Here is a 15,197-nt window from a genome sequence, read left to right as displayed (position 1 = left end):
GTACGGAATGTACTTGGCCATGCCCTTCTCCGCACAGACTTTCGTCAAGGCCGCGGTCAACGTCGTCTTGCCGTGGTCCACATGCCCGATCGTCCCGATATTCACGTGCGGCTTCCGCCGCTCATATTTCGCCTTCGCCATAACCGCTCCTTCCGTCCTACTCAAAAATCAATCAGACTACTCGCCCCGATACTTCGCGATGATCGCCTCGGAAATCTGCCGAGGCACCGGATCGTACCGGTCGAATTCCATACTGTACGTTGCGCGCCCCTGCGTGCGCGACCGAAGATCGGTCGCATATCCAAACATTTCACTCAGCGGCACCGAGGCATCAATCACCTGCGCAGCAGCCCGAGACTTCATGCCCTGGATCTTGCCACGACGGCCATTCAAGTTTCCGATCACATCGCCCATAAAGTCCTGAGGAACCACAACCTCAACCTTCATGATCGGCTCGAGAAGGACAGGGTCAGCCCTCTTACAGGCATCGATAAATGCCATTGAGCCGGCGATCTTAAAGGCCATTTCATTCGAGTCTACGTCGTGAAACGATCCATCGATTACCGTAACTTTGACATCGCGAAGCGGGTAGCCAGCGATAACGCCTGAGTCTAGCCGCTCCTTCACACCCTTTTCGATTGCCGGAATAAATTCTCTAGGAATAGATCCCCCGACAGTCTTATTAATAAACTCCAACCCCTTACCGGACTCAGCCGGCTCGACCGTCAACACGACATGGCCATACTGACCTCGACCACCGGTCTGCTTAACATATTTGGCTTCAGCCTCGGCCTTCCGACGAATCGTTTCCCTGAAGGCGACCTCCGGCTTTCCGACATTAGCCTCAACCTTAAACTCACGCATCATGCGATCGACGATGATCTCAAGATGCAACTCACCCATTCCCGCAATGATGGTCTGAGCGGTCTCTTCATCCGTCTTGACCCGAAAAGATGGATCTTCCTGCGCTAACTTCTGAAGCGCAAACCCCATCTTCTCTTGATCCTGCTTGGTCTTCGGCTCAATCGCCATGGCGATGACCGGCTCGGGGAACTTCATGACCTCAAGCAGAACCGGCTGCTTTTCGTCCGCCAGCGTATCTCCGGTCGTGGCCCCTTTTAATCCGACTGCCGCTACAATGTCACCCGCATAGGCCACATCGATGTCTTCGCGCTTATTTGCGTGCATCTTCAGGAGACGCCCAACCCGATCCTTCGTCCCCTTCGTTACGTTCGCAACGGAAGTCCCAGTCTTCAATGTTCCAGAGTAGACCCGCAGAAACGTGAGCTGACCAGCGAACGGATCCGTCATAATCTTAAATGCGAGCGCGGCGAACGGCTCACTATCCGAGGGAAACCGCTTCACTTCTTTCTCGGTATTCGGATCGATCCCGGTCACAGACTCGACATCCAGCGGCGACGGGAGAAAGTCTACAACCCCATCCAGTAATTGCTGGACACCCTTATTCTTAAACGCAGTGCCGCAGAGAACAGGAGTCATCTTCATCGAAAGCACACCGGCACGAACAGCCCGACGAATTTCCTCTTCAGTCAAAGGCTGACCGTTTAAGTACTTCTCCATCGCCTGCTCATCGAATTCAGCGACGGCATCCACCATTTTGGCGCGGTATTCATTAGCCCGATCAAGGAGGTCAGCCGGAATCTCATCGATTTTATACTTGGCGCCAAGCGTCTCATCGTCATACACGTAGGCCTTCATCGTAATGAGATCGATAGACCCACGATACTCAGACTCTTTACCGATCGGGATTTGAATCGGAATTGGATTGGCACCCAGCCGATCAATCATCGTCTGAACACTGACATAGAAATCCGCACCGATGCGATCCATTTTATTCATGAATGCAATGCGAGGCACACTATACTTATCAGCTTGCCGCCAGACCGTCTCGGACTGCGGCTCAACTCCCTGCACAGAGTCAAACACCGCGACAGCCCCATCGAGCACTCTAAGCGAGCGCTCGACTTCGATCGTAAAGTCGACGTGCCCCGGAGTATCGATAATATTAATACGATGATCACGCCAAAAACAGGTTGTCGCTGCAGCCGTAATCGTGATGCCGCGCTCACGCTCCTGCTCCATCCAGTCCATGGTAGCTGCACCCTCGTGCACTTCACCGATCTTATGCGAAATCCCCGTGTAATAGAGAATGCGCTCGGTCGTCGTCGTCTTACCGGCATCAATGTGGGCCATGATGCCGATGTTGCGAGTTTTTTCTAATGGTGATTGGCGTGCCACGAAGATCCCCTAAAAATACACATGCCGCAAACGAGGCCGATGAAATACCGCGACCTACAAGCACCCGCACATACGGATCGCAGTACGGCCCAGCTGCAGCACAGAAAAATCCTACCAGCGATAATGCGCGAACGCCTTATTGGCCTCCGCCATCCGATGCACATCTTCCCGCTTCTTCACTGCCGCACCCGTGTTATTCGACGCATCGAGCAGCTCAGCCGCAAGCTTCTCCCGCATGCTCTTGCCGCCGCGAGTCCGCGAGTACTCCGCCAACCACCTGAGAGCCAGCGACATCCGGCGTGCCGGACGAATTTCGACAGGCACCTGATACGAAGCACCGCCCACCCGACGGGACTTCACTTCGACAACCGGCTTGACATTATCGATCGCCGTCCGAAACACCTTGAGCGGATCACTACCAGTCTTCTCCTGAATGACATCGAAAGCACCGTAGCAGATACGCTCAGCCGTGCTCTTCTTGCCGCCAGACATCAGGATATTCAAGAATTTCCCGACGAGCTTATCCCGGTATCGTACGTCAGGGAGCGGATCGCGCTGATCTAAAAATCTAGTTCTTGGCATGTGTCATTCACTCTCTCGTTACCAACTGAGACAATCTATCTTCCTCTACTTTGGTCGCTTCGCTCCGTACTTCGAACGGCTCTGCTTACGATCCGCCACACCGACAGCGTCAAGGGCGCCTCTGACGATGTGATACCGCACACCAGGCAAGTCCTTCACACGACCACCACGCACAAGCACAATGGAGTGCTCTTGAAGATTATGACCGACACCTGGAATGTACGTCGTCACTTCCATCCCGTTGGTCAGCCGGACGCGCGCAACTTTACGCAACGCCGAGTTCGGCTTTTTCGGTGTTGATGTGTACACACGGAGACAGACACCGCGCTTCTGCGGGCAGGACTTGAGCGCGGGGCTCTTCGTCTTCGCATGCGCCAGCTTGCGGCCTTTTCTGACTAACTGATTAATCGTTGGCATTAGTTCGTCACTCTCATCTTCAGCACAGTTTGACTGCTCTTCTCAACTCTTCAAGTGTAAAGCCCGCGGATTATAGTGATCATCCGCCGTGGTGTCAAGTCACATTCAACGCCGCATGGATTATGAGCGCGCAGGCCCTTCAGATCCAGCCCCCACCCCTTCATGCGTCAGCGCCGCCGCCTCCCCCTGACCCGCAATCACCGGCTCAGGCTTGGGACTAATGACGAATGTGTCGCGATATTCGTCGAAGCCCGTTCCAGCCGGGATCAAACGACCGACAATGACATTTTCCTTCAGCCCTAGCAGCTTGTCTTCGCGTCCATTGATCGCCGCCTCCGTCAAGACTCGCGTGGTTTCCTGGAATGAAGCCGCGGAAATGAAACTATCCGTAGTCAGCGCTGCCTTAGTAATACCCAGTAGGACTGGCTTCCCGAGTCCTGGCTGGCCTCCCCGCGCTACCACTCGCTCGTTCTCTTCATCGAACAACATCTTACTGACCTGGCTACCCGGCAAGAATTCCGTATCGCCAGGATCTTCTATGCGAACCTTGCGCAACATCTGCCGCACAATAATCTCAATATGCTTGTCGTTGATCGTCACGCCTTGCAGACGGTAGACGTCCTGCACTTCGTCGACGAGATATTTCTGCAGCTCGTTCGGGCCCAATACATCGAGTATGTCGTGTGGGTTCGCCGATCCGTCCATCAACGGCTCGCCAGCCCTCACCCAATCACCCTCGTGCACGTTGACGTGTTTACCCTTAGGAATAAAATATTCTTTCACGTCGCCCATCTTATTATTGACCAGCACCTTGCGCATGCCCTTCACGAAACCGTCGTAGGAAATTTCACCGTCGATTTCACTGATGACGGCCGTCTCCTTCGGCTTCCTGGCCTCGAACAACTCAGCGACGCGAGGCAGACCACCCGTGATGTCCTTCGTCTTGGTCGTCTCACGAGGAATCTTCGCCAACACGTCACCAGGCGTCACGAGTGCGCCTTTTTCGACGAAAATATGCGCGCCGACCGGAAGCAGATAGCGGGCCACGTTCGCCGCCGCGGCAACCTTGGCGGTTTTTCCGCTCTCATCCTTGACGGATACGCGAGGACGCAACGTCGCACCACTATGCTCGACGATGACCTTGCGTGAGAGACCGGTCACTTCATCGAACTCTTCCTTCATCGTGATACCTTCCACGATGTCTCCGTACGCAACTCTGCCCCCCACCTCAGTCAGAATGGTCAATGAGTAGGGGTCCCACTCCACCAATTTTTGGCCCAACTCGATGCGGCCGCCATCCTTCACCTTGATCTTGGCGCCATAGACGACCGAATACTTTTCGCGTTCACGCCCGCTCTCATCGGCAACGGAGATCTTCGCATTCCGGTTCATGACGACCCATTCGCCCTCTTTATTCTGAACCGCGATCCCAGCGTTATGAACGTCGGCATTTTTCTTGGCGTCAAAACTCATGAACTTGATCGTACCGGCGTGCTTTGACTCGGTGACGGTTTGCTCAACCACCTTACTCGCCGTTCCTCCGATGTGGAACGTCCGCATCGTCAGCTGTGTTCCCGGCTCACCGATCGATTGCGCTGCGATAACACCCACCGGTTCGCCCTTTTCGACCAACCGCCCGCGGGCCAAGTCGCGTCCATAACAGGAACGACACACTCCGCGTCGCGACTGACAGGTCAGCACCGAACGAATCTTGACGCGGTCGACCGCGGCTTCCACGATCGCCTTGGTGCGATCTTCATCGATCTCTTCGTTGAAGGAAACGATGATCTCACCCGTGACAGGATCACGGATATCTTCCGCCGCCAAACGACCCAACACGCGTTCTTCGATCGGCTGAATAATTTCGCCGCCTTCGACCAAGGCGCTCACAATAATGCCATCGGTGGTGCCGCAATCGATCTCGTTGATAATCACATCTTGTGCGATGTCGACCAAACGACGCGTGAGATAACCGGAGTTGGCCGTCTTCAACGCTGTATCGGCCAATCCCTTACGGGCACCGTGCGTCGAAATAAAGTACTGCAACACCGTCAAGCCTTCGCGGAAGTTAGCGGTAATTGGCGTCTCGATGATTTCACCGGACGGCTTGGCCATCAATCCGCGCATACCACCCAACTGACGGATCTGCTGCGAGCTACCACGAGCGCCCGAGTCCGCCATCATGAAGATCGGATTGAAGGACTCGGCTTTGTTCGGATCGCCACCAGCGCCCAGCTCCTTCATCATCTCATTCGCAATTTGTTCGGTCACGTGGGCCCAGATATCGATCACCTTGTTGTACCGCTCACCGTTGGTGATCAACCCCTCGGCATATTGCCGCTCGATCTCAGTCACTTCATGCTGCGCCTTCCCAAGCAACTCCTGCTTCTTGGTCGGAATATGCATATTGTCGATGCAGATCGAGATGCCTGCCCGAGTGGCATAATGGAATCCCAGATCCTTGACCTTATCGAGGAACGTGACGGTCTCCCGATGTCCGCACTGGCGATACACCGTATCGATCAACTTCGTCATTTCCTTCTTGGTCATGAGCTTGTTCGCGTTGGCGAACGGCATGCCGACAGGAAGCACTTCTGATAGAATGACACGCCCCACCGTAGCCTGAACGAGCGCGCCCTCAACCCGCACCTTGATCCGTGCATGCACTTCCAACGCTTCCGAGTCGAAGGCAATACGCACTTCTTCCGGCGAGCCGAATAATTTCCCCTCGCCCTTACAGCCGCCACGCTCTTTCGTCAGCCAATAACAACCCAGCACCATATCTTGCGACGGCACCGCAATCGGCTTGCCGTTCGCAGGCGAAAGGATGTTATTGATCGACATCATCAGCACGCGTGCCTCGACCTGCGCTTCAACCGACAGCGGAACGTGGACCGCCATCTGGTCTCCGTCGAAGTCGGCGTTGAATGCGGCGCAAACCAACGGATGCAGCCGGATAGCCTTGCCTTCGACCAAAACCGGGTCGAATGCCTGAATACCGAGACGGTGTAACGTGGGTGCACGGTTCAGCAGCACGGGATGTTCGCGGATGACCTCATCCAGTACGTCCCACACTTCCGGTCGTTCTTTTTCTACCAAACGCTTGGCACTCTTGATCGTCGTCGCCGCGCCCCGCTCTTCCAGTTTGTGGAAGATAAATGGCTTGAAGAGTTCGAGCGCCATCTTCTTCGGCAAACCGCATTGGTGCAAACGAAGCTCAGGTCCCACGACAATGACCGTTCGTCCTGAATAATCGACTCGTTTACCGAGCAGGTTCTGACGGAAACGCCCCTGCTTTCCCTTCAGCATGTCGCTCAATGACTTGAGCGGCCGTTTATTCGGACCACGAATCGCACGACCACGACGGCCGTTATCAAAGAGGGCATCGACCGCTTCCTGCAACATCCGCATTTCGTTTCGGATAATCACGCCAGGAGCCTTCAGCTCGATCAGACGCTTCAGACGATTGTTGCGATTGATCACGCGGCGATACAAGTCGTTCAGGTCCGAGGTCGCAAATCGTCCGCCGTCTAGCGGCACAAGGGGACGCAATTCAGGAGGCAACACCGGAATGACATCCATGATCATCCACTCAGGCATGTTCCCGGATTTACGGAACGCCTCGATAACCTTCAACTGCTTCGCATATTTCTTCTTCAACGCCGCGGAAGCGGACGTCTTCGCCTTGGCCTTGATCTCATCCCACTTGGCCGTGATATCGATCTTGCGGAGCAACTCACGGATGGCATCAGCACCGATACCGACCTTGTAGGAACCGGGGCTATATTCAGATTGGAGCGAGCGAAGCTTCTCCTCTGAGACCAGCTCCTTCTCCGTCAAGTCAGTCGATCCTGGGTCGACGCAGACATAACTCTCGAAATAGAGGATCCGCTCCAGCCCCTTCAAGCTCATGTCGAGCAAAGTTCCGATCCGGCTCGGCACTCCCTTGAGGAACCAAATGTGCGCCACCGGCGCCGCGAGCTCGATATGGCCCATGCGCTCTCGACGGACCTTGGACTGAATGACCTCGACACCGCACTTGTCGCAGACGATTCCGCGGTGTTTCATCCGCTTATACTTACCGCAGTTACATTCCCAATCTTTGATCGGACCGAAAATCTTCGCACAAAACAGTCCGTCTTTTTCCGGCTTAAACGACCGGTAATTGATGGTCTCCGGCTTCTTCACTTCGCCGTACGACCACGACCGAATTTTTTCTGGCGATGCGATCTTGATCCGCATCGAATCGAAAGAAACCGCATCGCGCGGCTTCTCAAATAATGTGTAGACGCCTTCCAAAGTAGTGACCTCCTCTGATGCCGACCGCACAGGCCGGCACACAAATGGGTTAGTCTTGCGACTTAACCAGTTCGACGTCGAGCCCTAAACTCTGCAACTCTTTGACCAAGACGTTAAACGACTCGGGCAATCCAGGCTCCAGGAATGGCTCGCCCTTCACGATCGCTTCGTACATCCGCGATCGGCCCGGCACGTCGTCCGACTTCACTGTCAAGAACTCTTGCAGCGTGGACGCGGCACCGTAAGCCTGCAACGCCCAGACTTCCATTTCTCCCAACCGCTGGCCGCCGAATTGCGCCTTACCACCGAGCGGCTGCTGGGTGACGAGCGAATAAGGACCGATTGACCGAGCGTGAATCTTGTCGTCCACCAAGTGGTGCAACTTCAAGACATACATGTAGCCGACCGTCACCGGACTGCCGAACATTTCACCGGTCCGACCATCCATGAGCATCGTTTGCCCGCTGGGCGGAAGACCTGCCTTTTTGAGCAAATCCTTAATTTCCGTTTCTGACGCTCCGTCGAACACCGGGCTCGCCACCTTGATCCCCAACGCCTTGGCAGCCCAGCCCAAGTGAGTCTCAAGAATCTGACCGACGTTCATACGTGACGGCACACCAAGTGGATTGAGCACAATTTCCACTGGTGTTCCGTCCGGCAGGCAGGGCATGTCCTCTTCAGGCAAGACCCGAGAGACCACGCCTTTATTGCCGTGCCGTCCGGCCATCTTGTCGCCGACCTGAATCTTGCGCTTCATCGAGACGTAGACCTTGACAAGCTTGATCACGCCAGGCGGCAATTCATCGCCACGCTTCAGGCGTCCAACCTTCTCGTCATACAGCGTCTGCAGAATCTCAATCTGCTCTTTTGCCCGTCGCTCGACATCTTCCAGCTCTTTTTGCTCATCCGGATCGCTCAGAATGATGTACCGAACCGTCTCGTCCGGGAGCCGCTTGAGAATCTCTGCGGTCAACTTGCCCTTCTTCTTCAGAATGACATCGCCGCTCTCAGGATCCATCAAGTCACGACCGACTACTTTCCCCAGCAAAAGCTTTCGGATCTTCTTCGTTTTCTCTTCATCGATGATACGGAGCTCTTCGTGATGGTCACGCTGAAGCTTCATCGCATCTTCGCTCTCGATGCTCTTGGACCGTTCGTCTTTATCCAGGCCCTTTCGCGAGAAAATTTTCACATCGACCACGATACCCTCGACGCCTGGCGGCACCGTGAGCGACGTATCCTTCACATCTCCGGCTTTCTCACCAAAGATAGCCCGCAACAATTTCTCTTCCGGCGTGAGCTGCGTTTCGCCTTTCGGCGTCACCTTCCCGACCAGAATATTGCCAGGCTTCACTTCGGCCCCGATACGGATGATGCCGCTTTCGTCGAGATCGCGAAGTGCTTCTTCTCCGACATTCGGAATATCGCGGGTAATATCTTCTTTCCCGAGCTTGGTATCGCGGGCTTCTACCTCGAACTCCTCAATATGAATCGAGGTAAACGCATCTTCCCGTACGAGTTTTTCACTCAGCAGAATGGCATCTTCGAAGTTGTATCCGCCCCACGGCATGAAGGCGACGAGAATGTTTTTCCCCAAAGCCAATTCGCCGTGATCAATAGCAGGACCGTCCGCCAAGACCTGCCCCACTTTCACCGGCTGCCCAAGCCGAACCACCGGCGTCTGCGTGATCGTCGTATTCTGATTCGATCGCTGAAATTTGATCAAATCGTACACGTCCAACCCGGCATCGTTCCGCTTCCGATTTTCTTTGGAGTCGGCACGTACCACGACCCGCGTGGCATCGACACTTTCCACCACACCAGCTCGCTTGGCCTGCACCACATAACCAGAATCACGCGCAACGACCGCTTCCATACCAGTCCCGACTAATGGAGATTCGGACACCAGCAACGGCACCGCTTGACGCTGCATGTTCGACCCCATCAAAGCACGATTGGCGTCGTCATGCTCCAAGAAGGGCACCAATGCCGTCGCCACGCTCACCACCTGCTTCGGCGACACATCCATGTATTCGATCTTGTCGGATGTGGCCGTCACAAAGTCTCCGGCAGAGCGCGCAGAAATGGTTTCTGACAGCAAGCGACCGGACGCATCGATCGGCGAGTTCGCCTGCGCGATGATGTACTTGTCCCCTTCGATCGCGGAAAGAAACTCGATCTCGTCCGTCACTCTCCCCTTCACCACTTTGCGATAGGGGGCCTCAATAAATCCGAACTTATTGATGCGGGCATAGGTCGCCAACGACGTGATCAATCCGATGTTCGGGCCTTCCGGCGTTTCGATCGGACAAATACGGCTGTAGTGCGAAGGATGGACGTCGCGAACTTCGAAGCCCGCCCGCTCCCTGGTCAAACCACCGGGACCAAGCGCGGACAGCCGCCGCTTATGTGTAATTTCCGCGAGCGGATTCGTTTGGTCCATGAACTGAGACAACTGACTGCTGCTGAAGAACTCCTTGACCGCGGCGACCACAGGCTTCGCATTGATCAAATCATGCGGCAGCACCGTTTCCATATCGAGGAGATTCATCCGCTCCTTGATACTGCGCTCCATACGGACCAGCCCAAGCCGGAACTGGTTCTCCAACAGCTCTCCGACCGAACGAACGCGACGGTTGCCCAAGTGGTCGATGTCGTCGATTTCGCCCTTACCCAGCTTTAAATTCACGAGATAACGGATGACCTCGACCATATCCTGCGCGGTCAACGTCCGTTGCTCCAACGGCAGATCGAGGCCCAGCTTCTTATTCAACTTGAGACGCCCAACCGGCGAGAGATCGTACCGCTTGGAGTTCGAGAATAAGTTGTCAAAGAGTGCTCGCGCCGTGTCGACTGAAGGTGTTTCTCCAGGCCGTAACCGACGATAGATCTCCACCATCGCTTCCTCTTTCGAGGTGGTCTTATCCATCTCCAATGTGTCCAGGATCACCGGCGTCGACGTGACAGTATCGAAATAGATCGCCTTGAACTCTTCGATGTCGCTGTCGAGCAATGCTTCAACGATCTCTGCCGTCAACCGCTGATTTCGCTCTGCGATCACGTTCTTCTTTGAGTCGACTAGCTCGGTCAGAACCGCACGACCAATAAGCTCGCTCGGCGCAAGCGGAATTTCTTTCACTCCGGCCGCCTTGAGCTTCGCAATGAGTCCCTTCGTGAGCTTGGCACCTTCCTTGACCAGCGGCTCCTTGCTGCCCTTCTCAAGCACTTCAGCTGAGCAACGCAAGCCTTGATGGATCTCAGGGTCAAGTTTACGCAGCATCTTGCCCTTGACGACCCGGATCTCTTCGACCGGGTAATACATCTTGAGCAGATCGTCGCTTGAAAAACCGAACGCCTTCAATAGAATGGTGGTCGGCATCTTCCGTCGACGGTCAATACGCACATAGAGGATGTCGCGGGCGTCGAACTCGAAGTCGAGCCACGAGCCGCGATAGGGAATGATCCTGGCGGAATACAACACCTTGCCGCTTGAGTGAGTCCGGCCCTTATCGTGCGTGAAGGAGGCGCCCGGCGAGCGATGCAATTGGCTCACCACCACACGCTCCGTGCCGTTAACAATAAAGGTTCCGCGCTCAGTCATGAGCGGCAGTTCGCCGACGTAGACTTCCTGTTCGCGGACATCGAGCACCTTTTTCTTGGTACCCTTGTCTTCCTTATCGAACACGACCAGACGCACGCGAAGTTTCAGCGGAACAGCATAGGTCATTCCCTGCTCAAGGCATTCTCGCTCATCGTACTTCGGAGCACCGAGCGTATAACTCGTAAACTCCAATACGGCCGTATTGTTGTAATCCGGAATCGGAAAAACACTCGCCAGTGCAGCCTGAAGCCCATGATCCTTGCGGCGTTCTGGCTCGACCTCCCGCTGAAGGAATTCCTCATAGGAGCGCTTCTGGATCTCAATCAGATCCGGAATTTCAATGCTGCTATGAATGCGAGAGTAGTCTTTCCGCTCGACGAACTCTTGCAGAGTCGTTTCGGACATTCCACGGACCTCCACTACAATGGTTAGGACTGGGTGCCCGCACATGGCAGGCACCCAGAGACACTAGAGACTGATCAAAGCGAGACTACTTGACCTCGACCTTGGCGCCGCTCTCTTCGAGCTTCTTCTTGATGGTGTCGCACTCTTCCTTCGTGACACCGGTCTTCACGGGCTTCGGTGCGCCTTCGACCAAATCTTTCGCTTCCTTCAATCCGAGGCTGGTAATTTCGCGAACGACCTTGATGACCTGGATCTTCTTGTCCGCTGGAGCAGAGACGAGGACGACATCGAACGACGTCTTCTCTTCGGCCGCTGCAGCTGCACCACCACCGGCAGGAGCGGCAGCTGCGACTGGAGCCGCGGCAGTGACGCCAAAGCGGGTCTCTAAACCCTTCACGAGATCCGCCAAGTCGAGCACACTCATCGTCTCGATGGCCTTGATCAACTCTTCCTGTGACAATTTCGCCGTTGTTGCTGACATATCCCCTTCTCCTTTTCGTTTATCCTGAATGGCTGCAATGACTCTCACGAATTTCGACAAGACCGCACTCAGCGTATACACCAAACCACGAGCCGGCCCCTGCATGGCCGACAACAACATCGCAATGAGGACTTCCTTCTTCGGCAACTTGGCGACAGCCGCTAATTCTGCCGGCTGCACGACCTTACCCTCCAACACACCGATGGTGATCTTGATCTTCTCTTCCCGCTTTTCCGCCAGGATAAAATCCCGGAGGATCTTCGTGGGAAGCACGGGATCGTCGTACCCGATCACCAACCCCGTCGGCCCCTTCAAGTAATCCGTCACTCCCGAAAAGATGGTGCCTTCGGAAGCACGGACAGCCAACGTATTCTTGACCACCCGATATTCGGCATTCGCACCGCGCAATTGCTTGCGAAGCAGCGTAACCTGGTTTGCGGAGAGCTTGGCACTCTCGGTGATAATTGCGAGCCGTGCACGGCCAAATCGCTCCGTCAACTCCGCAACCGCTGTCGCTTTCTCGTCCTTCTTCATAATCTAACCCTTCCCCTTCCGCGCTGCGACACCCGGACTAACTCCATTCTTTGGCCAATGCCATCGCATCAAGCTGCACACCAGGCCCCATCGTGCTCGAAAGGGTCGCGCTCATCAGATAGCGTCCCTTACACGAAGCGGGCTTCGCTTTAATCACCGCCTCAAGAACCGCCGAGGCATTTTCATGCAACTGCTCAGGCTTAAACGAGACCTTCCCGACAGGCACTTGAACAATCCCGGCTTTTTCAACTTTATACTCGACGCGGCCTTTTCGGATTTCGGATACCGCTTTCCCGACATCAAACGTAACGGTTCCGGTTTTCGGATTCGGCATCAGCCCGCGAGGACCCAACACTTTTCCGAGCTTTCCGACCGCCGCCATCAGATCCGGAGTGGAGATGGCGCAATCGAACTCCAGCCATCCGCCCTTCACCTTTTCCATCAGTTCATCGGAGCCGACGAAATCAGCGCCAGCCTGCCGCGCCTCCTGCTCCTTCTCTCCTTTGGCGAACACCAACACGCGAACTTTTTTCCCCGTGCCATGCGGCAGCGAAGTCGTCCCACGGACCATCTGGTCGGCCCGTTTCGGATCAACGCCTAGACGGAGCGCCAGATCGACGGACTCATCGAACTTGGCAAAAGACGACCGCTTCACAGCCTCAACCGCCTCACGCAAGGCATAGGCCCGAGGCTCAAGCTTCTCTACCGCCGCCCTCATCTTCTTTCCCATTGCGATTTCTCCCTTACACCATCACACACAATTTCACGCCCAACCCCTACCGCACAAGCACTGCGGGCAGCCCGACACGTGAACGCATTCTACCCCTGAACCACCACTCCCATACTACGTGCCGTTCCCTCAATAATCTTGATTGCACCTTCGAGATCGGCGGCATTGAGATCCGTCATTTTCTTTTGCGCAATCTCACGCAGCTGCACCTTCGTGATCTTGCCGACTTTATCCTTCTGCGGAACGCCAGATCCTTTAATGATTCCAGCCGCCTTCTTTAAAAGGTCGGACGCCGGCGGGGTCTTCATCACGAAGGTGAACGACCGGTCCTTATAGACCGTAATCACCACCGGGATGATACTGTCGCCCTCTTTTTGAGTTTTTGCGTTGAACTGCTTGCAAAACTCCATGATGTTGACGCCGTGCTGTCCCAGCGACGGTCCGACCGGGGGAGCAGGGTTCGCCTTCCCAGCCGGAATCTGCAATTTGATCTGTGCCGATACTTCTTTGGCCATGTCCTAAACTCCTACGCGCGTTCGACCATTTCGGAAATTAAATCCGCTCCACTTGCAAGAACCCAAGCTCCACCGGAGTAGAGCGCCCAAAAATACTGACCAAAACCTTAATGCGGCTATGATCGTGATCCACCTCGTCCACCACGCCGTTAAATCCGAGGAATGGACCATCGATGATCCGCACATTATCCGTCTTGATAAACTTAACCTGCTCGCGTGGACCGGACGCGCCCGCATCAACCTGCTTCAGCAACGAATCCACTTCTTCGGACGACAAGGGCGTGGGCTGCGCACCGCCGCCGACAAACCCTGTGACCTTCGGCGTTTCCTTAATCATCTGCAAGGTCTCATCGATCAGCGGGGACTCCAGCTCGACAATGACGTACCCGGGGAAAAACTTTCGCCGGGACGTGCGACGCTTGCCATCCTTAATCTCAATCACATCCTCTGTCGGCACGAGTACCTGCCCCAGCTTCTCAACCAATCCCATTTGATTGGCCCGTTCGAGCAAGCTGGTTTTCACCCGCCCCTCAAATCCCGCGTAGGTATGAATGACGTACCAATTCTTTGCCATGCCCTACCCTCGGATCATTGGTTAACTACCTGCCCTGCGGCCGTTCACACTCACAGCTCACGACTTACAGAATTTTACCCACGACCCAGACGAGAACCGAGTCGATGAACGACAGATACAAGGACATGATAATACAAAACACAATGACCACTGTCGTCGACCCAACCGTATCAGCTCGAGTCGGAAATGAGACTTTCTTTAATTCACCACGCACATCACCGAAAAACTCCCGAATAGTATCTATCGACTTCCTGAACATGCGCGCCTCACCTTCACCAGTAAGAGAGGGAACCGACCACCCCGCTCTTCATCACGCCACCCACATCGAGCCTAGCCCATCCGCTACAGAGCGCTTGGCAGGGGCACTAGGATTTGAACCTAGACTCTCGGTTTTGGAGACCGATGTGCTAGCCATTGACACCATGCCCCTACGACGGCTGGCAGACCAGCCATTGTGCCGGCAACCTACGCCTACTTCACTTCCTTATGGGCATTGTGCTTCCGGCAGAACTTGCAGAACTTATTCCGCTCCAGCCGATCCGGATCGTTCTTCTTATTCTTCATGGTGGAATAGTTCCGCTGCTTGCAGATCGTGCACGCTAAATCAATGATCTCTCGCATCTCAATACTCCCATGCTGTCATGCGACAGCAGTCAGGTTTACGCCAGAATTTCGGTGACGACGCCAGAACCGACAGTCTTGCCGCCCTCGCGCACCGCGAACCGCAGCCCTTGATCCATCGCAATCGGGCTAATCAGCTCACCCGTCACACTCACATTATCGCCCGGCATGACCATCTC

General features: G+C 55.0%; 13 protein-coding genes, 1 tRNA gene and 1 pseudogene. All 15 read right to left on the bottom strand.

Annotation, left to right across the window (positions count from 1 at the left end; genetic code table 11):
- A partial coding sequence (locus tag Q8N00_03060; GenBank protein MDP2381764.1) for a GTP-binding protein occupies positions 1-141 on the bottom strand: 141 nt, incomplete at its 3' end.
- A gap of 36 nt (positions 142-177) precedes the next feature.
- Positions 178-2,259, bottom strand: a complete 2,082-nt coding sequence (gene fusA / locus Q8N00_03055) for an elongation factor G (protein ID MDP2381763.1) — start codon at positions 2,257-2,259, stop codon at positions 178-180.
- A gap of 111 nt (positions 2,260-2,370) precedes the next feature.
- Complete coding sequence (gene rpsG / locus Q8N00_03050; GenBank protein ID MDP2381762.1) at positions 2,371-2,841, bottom strand: 30S ribosomal protein S7; 471 nt, start codon at positions 2,839-2,841, stop codon at positions 2,371-2,373.
- Between the two features lie 45 nt (positions 2,842-2,886).
- The gene (gene rpsL, locus Q8N00_03045) at positions 2,887-3,258 is read right to left on the bottom strand and encodes a 30S ribosomal protein S12 (GenBank protein ID MDP2381761.1); all 372 of its coding nucleotides are present in this window, start codon (positions 3,256-3,258) and stop codon (positions 2,887-2,889) included.
- Positions 3,259-3,378: 120 nt separating this feature from the next.
- On the bottom strand, positions 3,379-7,557 hold the full coding sequence (gene rpoC / locus Q8N00_03040; protein ID MDP2381760.1) for a DNA-directed RNA polymerase subunit beta': 4,179 nt from the start codon (positions 7,555-7,557) through the stop codon (positions 3,379-3,381).
- A 49-nt stretch (positions 7,558-7,606) separates the two neighbouring features.
- Positions 7,607-11,563, bottom strand: coding sequence for a DNA-directed RNA polymerase subunit beta (gene rpoB / locus Q8N00_03035; GenBank protein MDP2381759.1), 3,957 nt, complete (start codon positions 11,561-11,563; stop codon positions 7,607-7,609).
- Positions 11,564-11,648: 85 nt separating this feature from the next.
- Positions 11,649-12,023 carry a 50S ribosomal protein L7/L12 gene (rplL, locus tag Q8N00_03030; GenBank protein ID MDP2381758.1) on the bottom strand — a complete coding sequence of 125 codons (375 nt, stop codon included), beginning with the start codon at positions 12,021-12,023 and terminating at the stop codon, positions 11,649-11,651.
- A 48-nt stretch (positions 12,024-12,071) separates the two neighbouring features.
- A pseudogene (rplJ, locus tag Q8N00_03025) lies at positions 12,072-12,578 on the bottom strand (50S ribosomal protein L10).
- Positions 12,579-12,615: 37 nt separating this feature from the next.
- On the bottom strand, positions 12,616-13,308 hold the full coding sequence (rplA, locus tag Q8N00_03020) for a 50S ribosomal protein L1 (GenBank protein ID MDP2381757.1): 693 nt from the start codon (positions 13,306-13,308) through the stop codon (positions 12,616-12,618).
- Between the two features lie 89 nt (positions 13,309-13,397).
- The gene (gene rplK, locus Q8N00_03015; GenBank protein ID MDP2381756.1) at positions 13,398-13,823 is read right to left on the bottom strand and encodes a 50S ribosomal protein L11; all 426 of its coding nucleotides are present in this window, start codon (positions 13,821-13,823) and stop codon (positions 13,398-13,400) included.
- 37 nt (positions 13,824-13,860) lie between these two features.
- Entirely contained in the window at positions 13,861-14,397 is a 537-nt protein-coding gene (nusG, locus tag Q8N00_03010; protein MDP2381755.1) for a transcription termination/antitermination protein NusG, read from the bottom strand.
- A 64-nt stretch (positions 14,398-14,461) separates the two neighbouring features.
- The gene (gene secE, locus Q8N00_03005; protein ID MDP2381754.1) at positions 14,462-14,656 is read right to left on the bottom strand and encodes a preprotein translocase subunit SecE; all 195 of its coding nucleotides are present in this window, start codon (positions 14,654-14,656) and stop codon (positions 14,462-14,464) included.
- A 95-nt stretch (positions 14,657-14,751) separates the two neighbouring features.
- Positions 14,752-14,827, bottom strand: a tRNA-Trp gene (locus Q8N00_03000).
- Positions 14,828-14,868: 41 nt separating this feature from the next.
- On the bottom strand, positions 14,869-15,018 hold the full coding sequence (gene rpmG, locus Q8N00_02995) for a 50S ribosomal protein L33 (protein MDP2381753.1): 150 nt from the start codon (positions 15,016-15,018) through the stop codon (positions 14,869-14,871).
- A 38-nt stretch (positions 15,019-15,056) separates the two neighbouring features.
- Positions 15,057-15,197: elongation factor Tu (tuf, locus tag Q8N00_02990; protein ID MDP2381752.1), on the bottom strand; the 141-nt coding region annotated here is incomplete at its 5' end.

It is taken from the genome of Nitrospirota bacterium, from assembly GCA_030684575.1.
Taxonomy (GTDB): domain Bacteria; phylum Nitrospirota; class Nitrospiria; order Nitrospirales; family Nitrospiraceae; genus Palsa-1315.
This window is presented reverse-complemented; position numbering and strand designations above follow the sequence as displayed.